General features: G+C 72.0%; 12 protein-coding genes. 9 read left to right on the forward strand and 3 right to left on the reverse strand.

Annotated features, from left to right (window positions below):
* Positions 1-48 precede the first annotated feature (48 nt).
* From ACIRP2_RS24185 to ACIRP2_RS24210, 6 genes are all read left to right on the forward strand, one after another.
* A complete protein-coding gene (locus ACIRP2_RS24185) occupies positions 49-2,763 on the forward strand; it encodes a lantibiotic dehydratase (RefSeq protein ID WP_404253522.1) in 2,715 nt (904 codons plus the stop codon).
* A complete protein-coding gene (locus tag ACIRP2_RS24190) occupies positions 2,760-3,818 on the forward strand; it encodes a lantibiotic dehydratase C-terminal domain-containing protein (RefSeq protein WP_404253524.1) in 1,059 nt (352 codons plus the stop codon). The genes ACIRP2_RS24185 and ACIRP2_RS24190 overlap by 4 nt, the downstream gene beginning before the upstream one ends.
* Positions 3,815-4,972, forward strand: coding sequence for a M50 family metallopeptidase (locus ACIRP2_RS24195; RefSeq protein WP_404253526.1), 1,158 nt, complete (start codon positions 3,815-3,817; stop codon positions 4,970-4,972). Before ACIRP2_RS24190 ends, ACIRP2_RS24195 begins: the two co-directional genes overlap by 4 nt.
* A gap of 70 nt (positions 4,973-5,042) precedes the next feature.
* Complete coding sequence (locus ACIRP2_RS24200; RefSeq protein WP_404253528.1) at positions 5,043-6,002, forward strand: ABC transporter ATP-binding protein; 960 nt, start codon at positions 5,043-5,045, stop codon at positions 6,000-6,002.
* A gap of 67 nt (positions 6,003-6,069) precedes the next feature.
* Entirely contained in the window at positions 6,070-6,825 is a 756-nt protein-coding gene (locus tag ACIRP2_RS24205) for an ABC transporter permease (RefSeq protein WP_404253530.1), read from the forward strand.
* Entirely contained in the window at positions 6,822-8,786 is a 1,965-nt protein-coding gene (locus ACIRP2_RS24210; RefSeq protein ID WP_404253532.1) for a TOMM precursor leader peptide-binding protein, read from the forward strand. The genes ACIRP2_RS24205 and ACIRP2_RS24210 overlap by 4 nt, the downstream gene beginning before the upstream one ends.
* 158 nt (positions 8,787-8,944) lie before the next feature.
* On the opposite strand, the gene ACIRP2_RS24215 is transcribed toward ACIRP2_RS24210, so the two are convergent.
* Positions 8,945-9,121 (reverse strand): thiazolylpeptide-type bacteriocin, encoded by a 177-nt coding sequence (locus ACIRP2_RS24215; RefSeq protein WP_073790073.1) that lies wholly within the window; start codon positions 9,119-9,121, stop codon positions 8,945-8,947.
* 215 nt (positions 9,122-9,336) lie between these two features.
* Between ACIRP2_RS24215 and ACIRP2_RS24220 the strand changes: the two genes are divergently transcribed.
* Together ACIRP2_RS24220 and ACIRP2_RS24225 are read left to right on the forward strand one after the other, a co-directional pair.
* Positions 9,337-10,638, forward strand: coding sequence for an amidohydrolase (locus tag ACIRP2_RS24220; RefSeq protein ID WP_404253535.1), 1,302 nt, complete (start codon positions 9,337-9,339; stop codon positions 10,636-10,638).
* A complete protein-coding gene (locus tag ACIRP2_RS24225) occupies positions 10,635-10,910 on the forward strand; it encodes a hypothetical protein (RefSeq protein ID WP_404253537.1) in 276 nt (91 codons plus the stop codon). The genes ACIRP2_RS24220 and ACIRP2_RS24225 overlap by 4 nt, the downstream gene beginning before the upstream one ends.
* A gap of 83 nt (positions 10,911-10,993) precedes the next feature.
* Here ACIRP2_RS24225 and ACIRP2_RS24230 read toward each other — a convergent pair whose 3' ends face one another.
* Positions 10,994-11,992 (reverse strand): LuxR C-terminal-related transcriptional regulator, encoded by a 999-nt coding sequence (locus ACIRP2_RS24230; protein WP_404253759.1) that lies wholly within the window; start codon positions 11,990-11,992, stop codon positions 10,994-10,996.
* 506 nt (positions 11,993-12,498) lie between these two features.
* Between ACIRP2_RS24230 and mfd the strand changes: the two genes are divergently transcribed.
* Entirely contained in the window at positions 12,499-16,029 is a 3,531-nt protein-coding gene (gene mfd / locus ACIRP2_RS24235) for a transcription-repair coupling factor (protein WP_404253539.1), read from the forward strand.
* Here the strand turns inward: mfd and ACIRP2_RS24240 are convergent.
* Positions 16,007-16,426 carry an ATP-binding protein gene (locus ACIRP2_RS24240; RefSeq protein WP_404253541.1) on the reverse strand — a complete coding sequence of 140 codons (420 nt, stop codon included), beginning with the start codon at positions 16,424-16,426 and terminating at the stop codon, positions 16,007-16,009. The genes mfd and ACIRP2_RS24240 overlap by 23 nt on opposite strands.
* Between the last annotated feature and the right edge of the window lie 143 nt (positions 16,427-16,569).

A 16,569-nucleotide genomic window follows, 5' to 3' on the forward strand; every position in this document is an offset into this window, starting at 1 on the left:
GCGGCCACCTTGGACGACCACCGGAACGAGAAGGGGAGACCACCCGCCATGACGCCGGACCACCCATCCACCGCCACCGTCACCCGCCCCCGCTTCATGCTGCGGGTCGCCGGGCTGCCGGTCGAGAGCGTAAAGGCGCTGCGCTGCCCGCAGAGCCGCCGTTGGGCCGACGAGGTCCTGGACGCCACCGAGCGGTCGCGCGCCGACGGCGAGCGGCTCGGCGACCTGCTCCACGGCCTCATCGGCGGCAGCGAGGACGAGGCGCTGCGCCGCACGTTGCTGCGCCTGCGCCGCGACGTCTTCAACAACCGGCTGCCGGGGACCGAGGCCGCCGACCGCGCGTCGGCGCTGGTGGGGGGACTCGACGCGGCCACCGGCACGGCGCTGGCGGCCTGGCTGACCGACCGGCGACGGCTGGACGAGCACCGGGCGGCGGGCCGCGCCCTGCTCGCCGACGAGACCGGGCGCGCCCGCGAGGCACTGCGCCGGCTGGCGGGGGAGGAGCGGCTGCGCAAGGGGCTGCCGCTGGCCTCCCCCGCGCTGGACGCACAGCTCGACGCGTACACGAGGAGCGACGCCGGGACGGTGCCGGACAAGAAGCGGCGCAAGATCGAGCGCTCACTGCTCTCGTACCTCTACCGGACGGCCTGCAAGACCAGCCCGTTCTCCACGTTCACCGGGGTCGCCCTCGGTACCTTCGACGACTCCGCCGAGGACCGGGGGCTCACGGTCCGGATCGACGAGGAATGGGCCGGGCTGCTGCGGCTCAATGTCGTCGCCGTCGGCAGGCTCGCCCAGGCCGTGATCGCCGACCCGGTGCGCCGCGCCGATCTGCCGGTCGCCCCGGCCTCCGGCTGGGGCCGCGACGACGACCGGGTCCGCTATGTGCGGCGCTGGACCACGCAGGGCGACGAGGACACCGCCGTCACCTTCGACGCGGTGAAGGACCGGCTGTTCTTCCTCCGCCGCAGCGGCACCCTGGAGCGCCTCCTCGGCCTGTTCGAGGAGCGCGGCACCCTTCGATACGGGGAACTGGCCGACTGGCTGGCCGAGGACCAGGACGCCGGGGAGGCCGAGTGCGCGCACTACCTCCAGGCGCTCCTCGACCTGGGGATGGTGCAGGTCCCCTGCCTGCGGACCGAGGTCCACGACACCGATCCGCTGCGCGCCTTCCAGAACTCGCTGCGCGGACTGGACCGCCCCTGGGCGGACCGGCTGGCCGCCCGGCTCGACGCCCCCGCCTCCCGTGTCGAACGGTTCGCGGACGCGGGCCCGGCCGAACGGCGTGCCCTGATGGCCGAGTTGCGCGTCGAGCTGAGCGCCGTCCAGGTGACGGAGCTCGGCATGGACCGGGCGAGGATCCCGCAGACCCTGCTGTACGAGGACGTGGCGGCCGGACGGCGCACCGAACTCTCCGCGGCCGCCTGGGAGGGGCTGGCGGCCGGGCCGCTCGGCGCGGTGGAGCGGGTGCTGCCCGCCTTCGACCTGACCCTGCCGCAGCGCGTCACGTTCAAGGGGTTCTTCCTCGCCCGGTACGGGCAGGGCGGACGCTGCGACGACCTGCTGAAGCTGGTGCACGACTTCCACGAGGACTTCTTCGACCAGTACATGTCGTTCACCGCGAAGCGCACCGCGTTCGACGCGGACGGGAACTACGTACCCGAGGAGAACTGGCTCTCCCTGCCGCAGCTCAAGGCCCTCGACACGGCCCGGCAGGCCTTCGTGGAACGGATGTGTGCCCTGTGGTCGGCCTGGGAGAAGACCGGCGACGGCGGCGAGATCCATGTCGACGCGGACGTCCTCGACGAGGTGGCCGGTGAACTGGCTTCCTTGGAGACGGAGTTCAGCCCGCTCGCGCACCATGTGCAGATCGTCGACCGGCCCGCCGACCCGCTGGTCGTCCTCAACCGTTCGTACGGGGGCGTCTCCTTCCCGTTCAGCAGGTTCACGCATCTCTTCGACGGCCTCGACGAACAACTGCTCTCCGCCACCGCCGGTCTCGTGCCCGAGGGCGCCGTCCTGGCCGAGGTCACCGGCGGGCCCGTCACCAGCAATCTCAATCTGCACGGCAGGCTCACCGAGTACGAGATCGTCTGCCCCGGCGAGCGCGGCACCCTGCCCGCGCCCAACCGCATCCACCTGGACGACCTGTACCTCGTCCACGACCGGGCCGCGGACCGGCTCGTCCTGCGCTCCACCCGGCTGGGCAAGGAGGTGGTGCCCGTCTATCTCGGCTACCTCGTCCCGCTGGCGCTGCCCGAACTGCCCCGCACCCTGCTCCTCCTCTCGCCCACCTCCATGTCCCCGCTCAACGTGTGGGGCGGCGTCCCCGAGGGTGCCCCGGACGGCGGAGTCACCCGCAGGCCGAGGGTCCGGCACGGCAGTGTGGTGCTCAGCCGGCGCAGCTGGAGCGCGCCCGCGACCGTGCTGCCGCTGCGCGGGCCGGGGGCCGGGGAGGACGCCTGGTTCCTGGGCTGGCACGCGTTCCGCCGCGCCCACGGCCTGCCGGACCGGGTCTTCGCCACCGTCGCCGACAGCGGCGCGCGCGGGGCGACCGGCGGCAAGCCGAGCTACGTCGACTTCGACAGCCCGCTCTCCCTGTCCGCGTTCGAGGCACTGATCAGGAGCGACGGGGCCCGGGTCGTGTTCCGGGAGATGCTGCCCGACGAGGACGGGCTGCACACCTTCTCCGGCCGGGGCCGCCATGTCGCCGAGCTCGCGGTGGAGACCGTCACCCCCGTCCGAAGGAGGGACCACTCATGAGTCCAGCCCCGCCCACCCCGGCCGCCACGCGGACCCGCCGGGCCGGAGCCTGGCAGGCCACCCACATCTTCTACGCCGCCAACCCCCGGCCCATGCTCACCCATTGCATCCGTCCGCTGGTGGCGGAGCTGGAGGCGGACGGTCTGCTCGCCGGCTACTTCTTCATCAACTACTGGTTGGAGGGGCCTCATGTGAGGCTGCGGATCCGTCCCTCGTCCCCGGACGCCGAGGCCGAGGTGCGACGCCGTACCGAGGCGGCCGTGGACGTGTTCCTGGCGGAACGGCCCGCGCTGTACGAGGTGGACTCCGGGTTCCTCAACGACTTCTACAACACCCTGTTCGACATCGAGTTCCCGGGTGCTGAACGCGGCCACTACATGGACGACCAGGGCCGGATGAACCTGCGCCCCAACAACTCGCGCAGCGAGGAGCGTTACGAGCCCGAGTACGGCAAGTACGGCGGTCCGGCCGGGATCGAGCTCGCCGAATGGCATTTCAGGCGCTCCAGCGACCTGGTCATCGACGCCTTTCGGACGAAGAACCTCCATCTGCGGACCGTGCTGCTCGGCACCTCCGCCCAGCTGATGATGGTGATGTCCGCGGCCTTTCTGCCGGACCGAGGGGAACTCGCCGACTACCTCGACAGCTACTACGAGTTCTGGCACCGGGCCTTCCCCGGCACGGGGTTCATCGGCAGCGACGAGTACGACCGCAACTACGCCTCGATGGCGGCCGGGCTGGCCGCCCGCTTCGCCGCGGTCCGGGCCGCCGTGGCGGACGAGGACGGTGCGGCGCGGCTGCCCGGATTCCTCGCCGGCTGGGCCGAGCACTGCGTCGAACTCCGTGACAGAGCCGTCGCACTGACCCTCGACGGCGATCTGACGTTCCGCTCCTGGGACGGCGAGCGCGACGAACAGGTCACCGATCCGGCGGCCTCCCTGCCGCTGCTCCTCTCCCCGTACATGCATATGACCAACAACCGGCTGCACGTGACGATCAGGGACGAGGCGTACCTCTCGCACGTGCTCGGCCGGGCCCTGCGGGAGCCGGGATGAGCGCCGCCGCCGACGCCCTCGCCGAGTACCGGCCCGCGCTGCGGCCCCGGGTCCTGCTCAGCGACGCTCTGCTGGACGGCGCCGCGACGGTGCACCTGATCAAGGACACCGACAGCGGAAGCTCCTTCCGGGTCGGTCCCAAGGAGCACTTCCTCATCGCCCGGATGGACGGCGAGCGGAGTCTGCGGGAGATCGGCGAGGAGTACGCCCGTGCGTACGGGCGCCGTCTGGACGGGGCCCGCTGGCAGCAGATCCTGCGGATGCTCGGGGCCCGTGGACTGCTGGCCGGGGCCGACGCCCGCACCCCTGCCGGACCCGCCGCACCCGAGGGGTCCGTCGCATCCGAGAGGTCCGTCGCCGCCACCGGGCCCGCCGAGCCCGCGCGCGGGGTGCTGCGCGGCAGTGTCCGGCTGGTCGCCGACGCCGACGCGGTCACCGCCCGGCTGCACCGGGCGGTCGGCTTCCTGCTGGCTCCGGGGTGGCTGCTGCCCCTGCTCGCGCTGGTGGTGGCGATGGAGGTGGTGGTCGCCCTGCGTATGGGTGAACTCCTCTTCTCCACAAGGGAGTTGTTCACCAATCCCGTGCTGCTGACGGGCGCCGCCACGTTGCTCTGGTTCAGCACCGCCCTGCATGAACTCGCCCACGGGGTCGTCGCCCGGCACCACGGAGGCACGGTGGCCGAAATCGGTCTGCGCTGGCGGCTGCCCGTGGTCATCATGTACTGCACGGTCGGCAACTACCTCTATCTGGGATCCCGTCGGCAACGCATCCACACCGCGCTGGCGGGTGCGGTGATGAACCTGCTGTTCCTGCTCCCGTTCTGCGCCCTGTGGATGTTCGCCCCGCTCGACACGGCCACGCATGACGCGCTCGGCGCCCTGCTGCTCCTCGGCAGCGCGCAGGCGATCGCCATGCTGGTCCCGTTCCCGCCGCTCGACGGCTACCGGATCGTGAGCCAGTTGTGCGGGGCCACCGGACTCGCCGCGTCGACCGGCACGTATCTGCGCCTGGTCGCCCGCCGCGACCCGGCGGCGGCCGACTACCCGCGCCGCGCCCGGACCGCGTACCTCGGCTACGGGCTGGGTTCGGTGCTCGTGCTCGCACTGATCCTCGCCGCCGTCGTGGCGGCCGCCCACCATCTGCTCACCGTCTGACCACCCACCGCGTGCCGATCCGCCGCCCCGAAGGTCCGAGCCGCCCCCGGCGGCGGACAAGGAGAAGTCCATGAGCCCCACCGCCCCGTCCACCTCCCCGGGCAACCAGGCCGGCCCGGACGACGGTCCCCTCCCGGCAGCCGTCGTCCTCGACGACGTGCACAAGCGGTACGGCGATACGCGGGCCGTCGACGGGGTGTCCCTCACCGTGCCGCGTGGCGAGTTCTTCGGGCTGCTCGGCCCGAACGGGGCGGGCAAGACCACCCTCGTGGAGATCATGGAGGGGCAGCGCAGGGCCGACTCCGGGACCGTGACCGTCCTCGGCACGGCCCCCTGGCCGCGCGACACGGCCCTGCTGCCCAGGCTCGGCGTACAGACCCAGACCTCGGCGTTCTTCGTCCGTCTCACCGCCCGCGAACATCTGCGCACCATGGCCGCGCTCTACCGGGTGGGCCGTGCGGCGGCCGAACGGGCACTGGCCTCCGTCGGCCTCACCGAGCAGGGAGACACCCGCGTGGACGACCTCTCCGGCGGCCAGCGCCAGCGGCTCGCCATCGCCTCCGCGCTCGTCCACGAACCCGAACTGATCTTCCTGGACGAGCCGACCGCGGCCCTCGACCCGCAGGCGCGGCGCGATCTGTGGCAGGTGCTGCGCGACCTCAAGGGCGCGGGCCGCACCATCATCTACACGACCCACCACCTCGACGAGGCCGAGGCGCTCTGCGACCGCGTCGCCATCATGGTCGACGGCTCCGTCGCCGCCCTCGACAGCCCCGCCCGTCTGATCGCGGCGGCCGGCCCCACCACCCGGCTGCTGGTCCCCGCGGGCCGCATGACCCTCGACCAGGCGCGGGCCATCGAAGGCGTCGACAGCGTCACCGAGGAGCCGGACGCGCTCGTCCTGGAGACCCTCGAATCGGGCAGGGTCCTGGCCGCGATCGACGCCCTGGCCGGTCTCCAGGGCGTCCGGACGCGCACCGCGAGTCTCGAAGACGTGTATCTGACGCTCACCGGAGCCCCCCGGTCGTGACGGGCCGGACCGCCGGCCGCCCCCAGGCCCCCACCACCCTCGCACCCAGCGATACGGAGACACCCCGATGAGCGCATACGCGGCGCTGAGCCAGGCCGGATACCGGGCCTACACACGCGACAGGACCACCCTGTTCTTCACCTTCGCCTTCCCGCTCATCTTCCTGGTGGTCTTCGGACTGATCTTCCACGGGCAGACGGTCGAGGAGAGCGGCAAGCCGTACATCAACTACATCGCCCCCGGCGTCCTGTCCTGGGGTGTCGGCAACGCGGCCGTGTTCGGCGTCGGCTTCGTCCTCATGCAGTGGCGGCGCGACGACATCCTGCGCCTCATCCGGATGACCCCGACGCCGGTGTCCGCCGTCCTCGCCTCCCGGTACGTCCTGGCGCTGGGCATCGGCGCGGTGCAGGCCGTGCTCTTCGTCTCCGTCGCCCTGCTGCCCTCGTTCGGGCTCCGGCTGGACGGCCGCTGGCCGCTCGCCCTGCCGGTGCTGGTCATCGGCATCACCGCGTTCCTCGCGATGGGAGTCGTCGTCGGCAGTTACGCGAAGACCCCCGAAGCCGTCGCCGCCGTCGCCAACTGCCTGATGATCCCCATGGCGTTCCTGTCCGGTTCGTTCTTCCCGCTGGACGCCATGCCGTCCTGGATGCAGAACCTCTCCCGCGTACTGCCGCTGCGCTACCTCAACGACGGGATCTCCGGAGCCCTGACCGGCGACGGGACCGCCTCGGACATCGGTCTGTCCTGCGCGGTGCTCGCCGGCTTCGCCCTCGTCCTGAGCGCGATCGCGCTCAGGACCTTCCGCTGGAGCGACAAGTCATGACGACGCCCACCGCCGCACCCGGGCGCACCGGGAGCCCGCTGGAAGCGGCCCGGGCCGCGCTCCAGGGCGAACTGACCACGCGGTACGCGCGGCTGCCCGCCCCGTCGGCGCTGCCGGCCCCCCTCGTCGTCCCGCTGGGCGCGGCCGACACCCTCGGCTTCGGCCGCCCCGACCCGTACGCGGACGCCCGTCCCGCCGCCGGTGTCCAGCTCACCTCACGCGCCGTGCTGATCGGGCCCTGGGGCGGCGAGCCGGGCACCACGGCCTGCGGACAGTGCCTGGCGATGCGCTGGCAGCGGCTGCGCAGCCGCTCGGAGCGCGAGGCGCTGGAGCTCGGCGGCGCACCGAACGGCGCCGTCCACTGGCCGGTCCTCACCGACTACGCGGTCGACGCCGTCTGGGCCGTCTACCGCGCCGTCCTGGGCGGCGGCCACGACATCCCCGACGCGACCCCCGCCGACCGCGCGCTGCCCCGGGTCACCCGGATCGATCTGGTGACCCTCGCCACCGCGACGTTCCCGCTCCTGCCCGAACCCCTCTGCCCCTCCTGCGTCCAGGAGGTCCCGGACACCGCCGCCTCGGCGCGCATGGTCCTGCGCCCCGCCCGCAAACCCGACCCGGACGGCTACCGGCTGCGCTCCCTCGCCTCCTACCCCCTGCCGACCGCGGCGCTCGCCAACCCGGTGTGCGGCACCCTCGGCTCCGACATCTGGATCAACCCGACGTCCACCACCACGGCACCGGTCGCGGGCACCCATTTCGTGCGCGGCTACGCCGGCCTCAACGACGTCACCTGGAGCGGCCAGGCCAACAGCTACGACACCAGCCGCACCCTCGCCCACCTGGAGGGCCTGGAACGGTACGCGGGCACCACACGCAGACGCGGCACCTCTCCCGTGGTCGACTCCTACAACCGGCTGTCCGACCGGGCCCTCGACCCCGCCGCCTGCGGCCTCTACGCCCCGGAGACCTACGCGAACGACCCCATGGTCTCCCCGTTCGACCCCGACCGGCCCATCCCCTGGGTGTGGGGGCACTCCCTGCGCGACGACCGCCCCGTCCTCGTCCCCGCCCGGCTCGCCCACTACAGCGCCGGGGTCGAGGCCGACAATTTCGTCTTCGAATGCTCCAACGGCTGTGCCACCGGCGGGAGTCTGGAGGAGGCGATCCTCTTCGGGCTCCTTGAGATCATCGAGCGGGACGCCTTCCTCCTGGCCTGGTACGGCCGGGCCCCCCTCACCGCGATCGACCTCGGTTCGTGCCGCTCCCCGGCCGTCCGCACGATGGCCGACCGCGCCGCGCTGCACGGCTACGAGGTCCATGCCTTCGACACCCGGATGGACCTGCCCGTCCCCGTCGTCACGGCTCTCGCGGTGCGCGGGGACGGCGGGTACGGGACGCTGTCGTTCGCCGCCGCCGCCGGATTCGATCCGGAGAGCACCATCGAGTCGGCCCTGTCCGAAGTCCTCACCTACATTCCGCACCTGCCCTACCAGGTCGCCGAGCGCCACGGCGAACTCACCGCCATGGCCCAGGACTTCACCCGTGTTCGGCAGCTGAAGGACCACGCCCAGCTCTACGGGCTGCCCGCGATGGCCGAGCACGCGAAGGAGTACCTGGACCCCGTCTCCGTACGCCCGTCGGCCGACGTCTTCGGCGACTGGGAGCCGCTGCGGCCGCGCACCGGGGACCTGCTGGACGATCTGAACCTGCTGCGCGACCGGATCGCCGCCGTCGGGCACGACGTCATCGTGGTCGACCAGACCACGCCCGAGCAGCGTCGGATGGGCCTGCACACCGTCGCCACCCTCGTGCCCGGCTTCCTGCCGCTGGACTTCGGCTGGACACGGCAGCGCGCCCTGCTGATGCCCAGGCTGCGGACCGCGCCGCGGGTGGCGGGACGGAGAGCCGACGACCTCCCGGAGTCCGCGGTCAAGCGCGTTCCGCACCCCTTCCCGTGACCGGGGCCGAGACGGCCGGCGCGGAGGTGACCGGTACTCGGACGACCGGCGGGAACGTGACCCGTGCGGACCTGACCGGCGCGGGCACGACGTCCGCGAGCCCCCTTCGCGTGTGCTCCGCGAAGAGGGCTTGTGGACGTGCGTGCCGTGCGACCGGGTCAGGCGCAGCAGGAGGTGGTGCTGGTGGTGCTGGAGCAGGTCGACGTCGAGGAGCAGGACGTCGAGCCGGCGAGCACGACCTCCGCGGCGTCCGAGTAGTCCGAGATCTCGAAGGTCTCCGACTCCAGCTCCAGGATCTCGTCGGCGAGGGTGGCGAGCTCGGTCTTCGGGGCCATGGTGTTCTCCCTTGGGTCACGGGGACCGGCCGGCGGGTCCGGCGCTGTTCCCCTGAGCTGATGCCATTGCAGCGGGGGCCGCTGTCAGATCGGCCGCGCTTTCGCTGTCAGATCGCTGGCACCCCATGACAGCGGAACGCCGAATTCCTGAAGCCGGGGCGGCGCAGGCTCACGGACGAGGACCCCACCCGCCCAGCGGAACGAGGTGAGATGACATGAAGGAGAACTCCGCCCCAGCCGAACCCCCGCCCCCGCATCCGGTCCCGTCCTCGGCCTCACCGCCGCCCTCGCCGCCGGTCGTGCCGCGGGAGGTGCTGCGCCCCGCGATCGAGCTCTGTCTCGACGTCCACGCCCATCCGGAGCTCTCCGGGGCGGAGCGGGGCACCGCCGACCGGCTCGCCGCGCGCCTGGAGGCGAGCGGCTGCGCGGTCACCCGGAAGATCGGCGGCGGCCACGGAATCGTGGGCGTCCTGCGCAACGGGCCCGGACCGACCGTCATGCTCCGCACCGAACTGGACGCCCTCCCGGTCACCGAGCGCACCGGCCTCGCCTACGCCAGCACCGTGCCCGGAGTGATGCACGCCTGCGGACACGACCTCCATCTCGCCGCGGTGGCCGGAGCGGTGGCCGAACTCTCCCGGACGCGCTCCGAATGGAGCGGCACCGTCCTGGTGGTGGGCCAGCCCGCCGAGGAGACCCTGACCGGGGCGCGCGAGATGCTCGCGGACGGGCTGTACGAACGGTTCGGCACCCCGGACGTGGTCCTCGCCCAGCACACCTCGCCCGCCCCCGCCGGCACCCTCGCGCACGCCGCGGACTTCCGGACCCCGCTGACGGCGGCCAGCGCGGCGGTGGACGTCACCCTGTACGGACGCGGCGGCCACGCCGGTACCCCGCACCTCACCATCGACCCGGTCCTCGCGGCGGCCGCCGTCGTCCTGCGGCTCCAGTCCGTCGTCTCGCGGGAGACCGCACCGGCCGAGCAGGCGGTCCTGAGCGTCGGCATGCTGCGGGCCGGGGAGCGGGGCAATGTCATCCCGGATACGGCCGAACTCGCGCTGTGCTTCCGGGCGTTGTCCGATCCGGTGCTCGACCGGATGATGGCTGCCGCGCGTCGGATCATCGCTGCCGAATGTGCGGCCTCCGGCTGCTGGAAGGAGCCGGACTTCACCGTCACCGCGCGTTCGCCCGCCCTGCTGACGGACGCCGCCGCCACCGCGTCCGTACGCGGCGTGCACGAGGCGCTGTTCGGGGCGTGGAGGGTGGCGGACTGCGGCCCCCTCACGGCCACCGAGGACTTCTCGTGGTTCGGCGCCCCCGGGGTGGCCACGGTGTACTGGCTGCTCGGCGTGACCGGGGTACGGCAGTGGCGCGCCGCCAGGGACGGCGGACCGCGCGTACCGCCCAACCATGCGCCGGAGTTCGCGCCGGACGTCCGCGCCGCCCTGCCGGCCGGGATCGTGGCGATGGCGTCGGCCGCCCGACATGTGCTGGCCACGGAAGGAGGCACGCCATGACCGGCGTCGACAGGGGAGTCGTCCACGCCCCGGGTCATGTGGACATGGTCACCGTCCGCCGGGACGCCGCTGCCCCGACCGGTGAGACCACCGTCGTACGTCTGCTGAGCCTGCTCCCCGCCCACTGGAGCTGCACGCCGAGGTCCGTGGGCCCGGACCGGATAGCCCTGCGCATCGCCCTGGCCCCCACCGTTGACCGGCAGACGGTTCGACGCGCCCTCTCCAGTGCCCTCGCCGACCGGGCACTGGAGGGCTGGTCGGAGGAGCGATGAGGGCACGGCGGCGCGGCCGCGGACACCTCACCCGGCTTCGGACCCGCGCGCGAGGCCCGGGACCGGCCCGGGACCCGCACCTTTCAGATCCAGCCGCGCTCCCGTGCCAGCAGCGCCGCCTGGGCGCGGCTCGCCGCGCCGAGCTTCTGCATCAGATCGGCGACATACCGCCGGTAGGTCCGCACCGAGACGCCGACCTCCCGGGCGCCCGCCTCGTCCTTGCCCACGGTGCACATCGACACCAGCACCCGCCGCTCGGTCTCCGACAGATCGGTGCCCGGCGCCCCGGCGTCCTCGCCGAGCGCCTGCGAGAGATCGTCGGCCTGGTCCCAGATCTTCTCGAACAGGGCGATGATGTTGGAGACCAGGCCGCTGCGATGGGCGAGCAGCGCGCCGCGCGAGGTGTCGCGCGGATCCAGCGGGACGAGCGCGGCCCTGCGGTCGTACACCAGCAGCCGTTCCGCGGTGTGCGCCGTCACCCGGATCGCCGCCCCGTGATCGGCCAGCTCCCGCAGATAGGCGGCAGTGGCCGGATCGTGCAGCGCGGCCCGTGCGACGACATTTCTGATCCGCACGCCGCGCCGCAGACATCGCAGGTCCAGCGGGCGCGAGCGGGCGATGTTCTCGGGCGACAGCTTGGTGTACGGCTCGACGGAGAGGATCTCGTCCCGGGCGAAGAAGGCGAGGTCGTCGATCCGGTCGCGGATCTGGGCGAGCCCCTCCAACTGCTCGATGCCCGGAGGAGGGGGTCTTCGTGCCCCCTGCTCCGCGCGTAGACCGTCGATGACGTGCCGGGACCGGGTGACGCGCTGCAGCTCCTGGTGAAGCGTGTGCAGACGTAAGTCGATCAGCCGGGCCAGCGCGACCTCCGGATCCGTCGGGAAGATACGCAGGTCGGGGCCCTCGGGATGGAGCAGCCCGAGTTCCTGGAGCCGGTCGACGCACGAGCGGGCGGTCCGCGGGTCGGCACGCAGCAGAAGGTGCAGGTCGTCGGTGGCGGTGCCGGGATTGCGCAGGAAGTGCCGGTAGACCTCTTCCTCGGCCTCCGAGACGCCGAATATGGACATCTCGTTCTCGCCCACGTGTGCCCCCGCTGCCTGGTCCATGCGTGGCCGCGCACTTCCGGGGATCGCCCGTGAGTGCCGGTCGACGGCTGCCGTACTCACTGCCCGTGCAACTGTTTGTGAAAGCTTCGGCCAAAGCGTAGACGCTGCGATCATTTCTGTGAGGAGCCCGGACACAACTGTGCAGGATGCGGAGATGAACGGTGCGTGGCCCGCGACGAGCGGTGCCGGACGCGCGACGGACGGCATCGAGCGGAAGGGGACCGGCGACTGCCCGGCGTCGGATTCCGGCGCCTTCGCGGTGTCCGGTTCCCGCCACCTGCCCGGCTGCGCCACCCCGCTTCGCCACCCGCTGCGATCAGGCCGCACACCCCCCGCCCCGGGAGAATTGCGCACGCGGCTGTCACGGGGGAGTCGTAGGCTTGAGACACCCCGGCCCGTGAGACGTGTCGGGTCCTTCGCGTTGCCCCCTGGCAGCAGCCGGCTGCCGGACCTCGCCCTCGTTACCCGGACGGAAGCCCTTCATGAGCCTGCACGGTCTGCTGGATGTCGTCGTACGTGACCCGGCACTCTCCGAAGCGGTGAAGGCCGCCGGCGACGGCCACCGGATGCATGTCGACCTCGTCGGCCCGCCCGCCGCCCGGCCGTTCGCCGTGGCCGCGCTGGCCCGGGAGACCGGGCGCACCGTGCTCGCCGTCACCGCGACCGGCCGGGAGGCGGAGGACCTGGCGGCGGCCCTGCGCACCCTGCTGCCACCGGACACGATCGCCGAGTTCCCGTCGTGGGAGACCCTGCCGCACGAGCGCCTCTCGCCCCGCTCCGACACCGTGGGCCGCCGCCTCGCCGTGCTGCGGCGCCTGGCGCACCCGAGGGAGGACGACCCGGAGACCGGCCCGGTCGAGGTCGTGGTCGCGCCGGTCCGTTCCGTGCTCCAGCCGCAGGTCAAGGGGCTCGGCGACCTGGAGCCCGTGGCGCTGCGGATCGGGCAGAGCGCCGACCTCGGCAAGACGGTCGACGCCCTCGCGGCAGCCGCGTACTCCCGGGTCGAACTGGTCGAGAAGCGCGGCGAATTCGCCGTGCGCGGCGGCATCCTGGACGTCTTCCCGCCGACCGAGGAGCACCCCCTTCGGGTGGAATTCTGGGGCGACGACGTCGAGGAGATCCGCTACTTCAAGATCGCCGACCAGCGGTCGCTGGAGATCGCCGAGCACGGGCTGTGGGCACCGCCCTGCCGTGAACTGCTGCTCACCGACGAGGTGCGCGAGCGGGCCGCCGCACTCGCCGAGGACCACCCGGAGCTGGGCGAACTGCTCGGCAAGATCGCCGAGGGGATCGCGGTGGAGGGCATGGAGTCCCTCGCCCCGGTCCTCGTCGACGACATGGAGCTGCTGCTCGACGTGCTGCCGAAGGGCTCGATGGCGGTGGTCTGCGACCCGGAGCGGGTCCGTACCAGGGCGGCCGACCTCGTCGCCACCAGCCAGGAGTTCCTCCAGGCGTCCTGGGCCGCGACCGCGGGCGGCGGCCAGGCGCCGATCGACGTCGGCGCGGCCTCCCTGTGGGGCATCGCGGACATCCGCGACCGGGCCCGCGAGCTGGGGATGATGTGGTGGTCGGTCTCCCCGTTCGCCGCGGACGACGCGCTCGACGAGGACACCCTCAAGCTGGCGATGCACGCCCCGGAGTCGTACCGCGGCGACACGGCCCGCGCGTTCGCCGACACCAAGGAGCGGCTCGCCGACGGGTGGCGCACGGTGTACGTCACCGAGGGCCAGGGGCTCGCCTCCCGCACGGTCGAGGTGCTCGGCGGCGAGGGCATCGCGGCCCGCCTGGACCCCGACCTGGCGGAGATCTCCCCGTCCCTGGTCCACGTCTCCTGCGGCGCGATCGACCAGGGCTTCGTCGACCCGGGGCTCAAGCTCGCCGTCCTGACCGAGACGGACCTCACGGGCCAGCGCACCGCCACCAAGGACCTGGGCCGGATGCCGGCCCGCCGGCGCAAGACGATCGACCCGCTGACGCTGGAGACCGGCGACTACATCGTCCATGAGCAGCACGGCGTGGGCCGCTACATCGAAATGGTGCAGCGCACGGTGCAGGGCGCCACCCGCGAGTACCTCCTCGTCGAGTACGCCCCCGCCAAGCGGGGCCAGCCCGGCGACCGCCTCTACATTCCGACCGACCAGCTGGAGCAGGTCACGAAGTACGTCGGCGGCGAGGCGCCCACCCTGCACCGGCTCGGCGGCGCCGACTGGACGAAGACGAAGGCGCGCGCCAAGAAGGCGGTCAAGGAGATCGCCGCCGACCTGATCAAGCTGTACTCGGCCCGGATGGCGGCGCCCGGCCATGTCTTCGGCCCCGACACGCCCTGGCAGCGCGAACTGGAGGACGCCTTCCCGTACGCGGAGACGCCCGACCAGCTCTCCACCATCGCCGAGGTCAAGGAGGACATGGAGAAGTCGGTCCCGATGGACCGGCTGATCTGCGGCGACGTCGGCTACGGCAAGACGGAGATCGCGGTACGGGCGGCGTTCAAGGCGGTCCAGGACGGCAAGCAGGTCGCCGTCCTCGTCCCCACGACCCTCCTGGTCCAGCAGCACTACGGCACGTTCACCGAGCGCTACTCCCAATTCCCGGTCAACGTGAGGGCGCTCAGCCGCTTCCAGTCGGAGTCGGAGTCCAAGTCGACCCTGGAGGGGCTCCGCGAGGGCTCCGTCGACCTGGTCATCGGCACCCACCGCCTCTTCTCCTCCGAGACGAGGTTCAAGGACCTGGGCCTGGTCATCGTCGACGAGGAACAGCGCTTCGGCGTCGAGCACAAGGAGCAGCTGAAGAAGCTCCGCGCCAATGTGGACGTCCTCACCATGTCCGCGACGCCGATCCCCCGTACGCTCGAAATGGCCGTGACGGGCATCCGTGAGATGTCGACGATCACCACGCCCCCCGAGGAGCGCCACCCGGTCCTCACCTTCGTCGGCCCGTACGAGGAGAAGCAGATCGGCGCGGCCATCCGTCGCGAACTGCTCCGCGAGGGCCAGGCGTTCTACATCCACAACCGCGTCGAGTCCATCGACCGGGCCGCCGCGCGGCTGCGCGAGATCGTCCCCGAGGCGAGGATCGCGACCGCCCACGGCCAGATGTCCGAACAGGCTCTGGAACAGGTGGTGGTGGACTTCTGGGAGAAGAAGTTCGACGTCCTGGTCTCCACCACGATCGTCGAGTCCGGCATCGACATCTCCAACGCCAACACCCTGATCGTGGAGCGCGGCGACAACTTCGGCCTCTCCCAGCTCCACCAGCTGCGCGGCCGGGTGGGCCGTGGCCGCGAGCGCGGTTACGCGTACTTCCTCTACCCCCCGGAGAAGCCGCTCACCGAGACGGCCCACGAGCGCCTGGCCACGATCGCCCAGCACACCGAGATGGGCGCGGGCATGTACGTGGCGATGAAGGACCTCGAAATCCGCGGCGCAGGAAACCTCCTGGGCGGCGAGCAGTCCGGGCACATCGCGGGCGTCGGCTTCGACCTGTACGTCCGCATGGTCGGCGAGGCGGTGGCCGACTACCGGGCCTCCCTCGAAGGCGGTGTGGAGGAGGAGCCGCCGCTGGAGGTCAAGATCGAGCTCCCGGTCGACGCGCACGTCCCGCACGACTACGCCCCGGGCGAGCGGCTGCGCCTCCAGGCGTACCGCGCCATCGCCTCCGCCAACACGGAGGACGACATCAGGGCGGTCCGCGAGGAACTCACCGACCGCTACGGCAAGCTGCCCGAGCCGGTCGAGAACCTGCTCCTGGTGGCGGGCCTGCGCATGCTGGCCCGCGCCTGCGGTGTCGGCGAGATCGTGCTCCAGGGGTCGAACATCCGGTTCGCCCCGGTCGAGCTGCGCGAATCGCAGGAGCTGCGTCTGAAGCGCCTCTACCCGAAGACGGTCATCAAGCCCGCCGCCCACCAGATCCTGGTCCCGCGCCCCACCACCGGCAGGATCGGCGGCAAGCCGGTCGTGGGCCGCGAACTGCTGGCCTGGACGGGGGAGTTCCTCACGACGATTCTGGGGTCGTGAGCAGGGCCGACGCGGGCGCGGTCTTGAACACCAGCCATACGGTTTTGCCGACGACGTGATCGTGGACCCCGAAGTCGTCGGCAAGCTCGCTCACGATGCGTAACCCGCGCCCTGAGCAGGCGTCGTCGTCGGGGTGCTGGACCATGGGCTGACCGGACCCGCTGTCACGGACCTCCAGCCGCACCAGCTGTTGGCTCCGGTGGAGGCCGACGCAGAACTCGCGACCGGGCGGTACGCCGTGCAGCAAGGCATTGGTGGCCAGTTCCGAGACGCACAGTTCTATGTCCGCGATCAGAGGGTGGAGCTCCCACTCGATGAGGACGCCGGTGACGAAGTCGCGTGAGGCACCAACAGAGGTGCGCCTGCGGGGAAAGCGTCGTTGCTGCGACAGGGACACGGTGGTTCACCGCCTTGCTCGCGGGCCGTAATGTGGCGATGACTGTACTGCTATTCGCGAAAAGCAGCAAGGTTTACTCTGTGGGGGTGCGCCCAGTCGCCTACCGTGTGGTGCGGCAGGCTGATACGGGGGTTGGCTGCGGA

Source organism: Streptomyces sp. NPDC101194 (assembly GCF_044767885.1).
Taxonomy (GTDB): domain Bacteria; phylum Actinomycetota; class Actinomycetes; order Streptomycetales; family Streptomycetaceae; genus Streptomyces.

Coding starts and splice junctions, on each gene's coding strand:
- ACIRP2_RS24185 (WP_404253522.1), top strand. CDS start 49: ATGACGCCGGACCACCCATCCACCGCCACCGTCACCCGCCCCCGCTTC.
- ACIRP2_RS24190 (WP_404253524.1), top strand. CDS start 2,760: ATGAGTCCAGCCCCGCCCACCCCGGCCGCCACGCGGACCCGCCGGGCC.
- ACIRP2_RS24195 (WP_404253526.1), top strand. CDS start 3,815: ATGAGCGCCGCCGCCGACGCCCTCGCCGAGTACCGGCCCGCGCTGCGG.
- ACIRP2_RS24200 (WP_404253528.1), top strand. CDS start 5,043: ATGAGCCCCACCGCCCCGTCCACCTCCCCGGGCAACCAGGCCGGCCCG.
- ACIRP2_RS24205 (WP_404253530.1), top strand. CDS start 6,070: ATGAGCGCATACGCGGCGCTGAGCCAGGCCGGATACCGGGCCTACACA.
- ACIRP2_RS24210 (WP_404253532.1), top strand. CDS start 6,822: ATGACGACGCCCACCGCCGCACCCGGGCGCACCGGGAGCCCGCTGGAA.
- ACIRP2_RS24215 (WP_073790073.1), bottom strand. CDS start 9,121: ATGGCCCCGAAGACCGAGCTCGCCACCCTCGCCGACGAGATCCTGGAG.
- ACIRP2_RS24220 (WP_404253535.1), top strand. CDS start 9,337: ATGAAGGAGAACTCCGCCCCAGCCGAACCCCCGCCCCCGCATCCGGTC.
- ACIRP2_RS24225 (WP_404253537.1), top strand. CDS start 10,635: ATGACCGGCGTCGACAGGGGAGTCGTCCACGCCCCGGGTCATGTGGAC.
- mfd (WP_404253539.1), top strand. CDS start 12,499: ATGAGCCTGCACGGTCTGCTGGATGTCGTCGTACGTGACCCGGCACTC.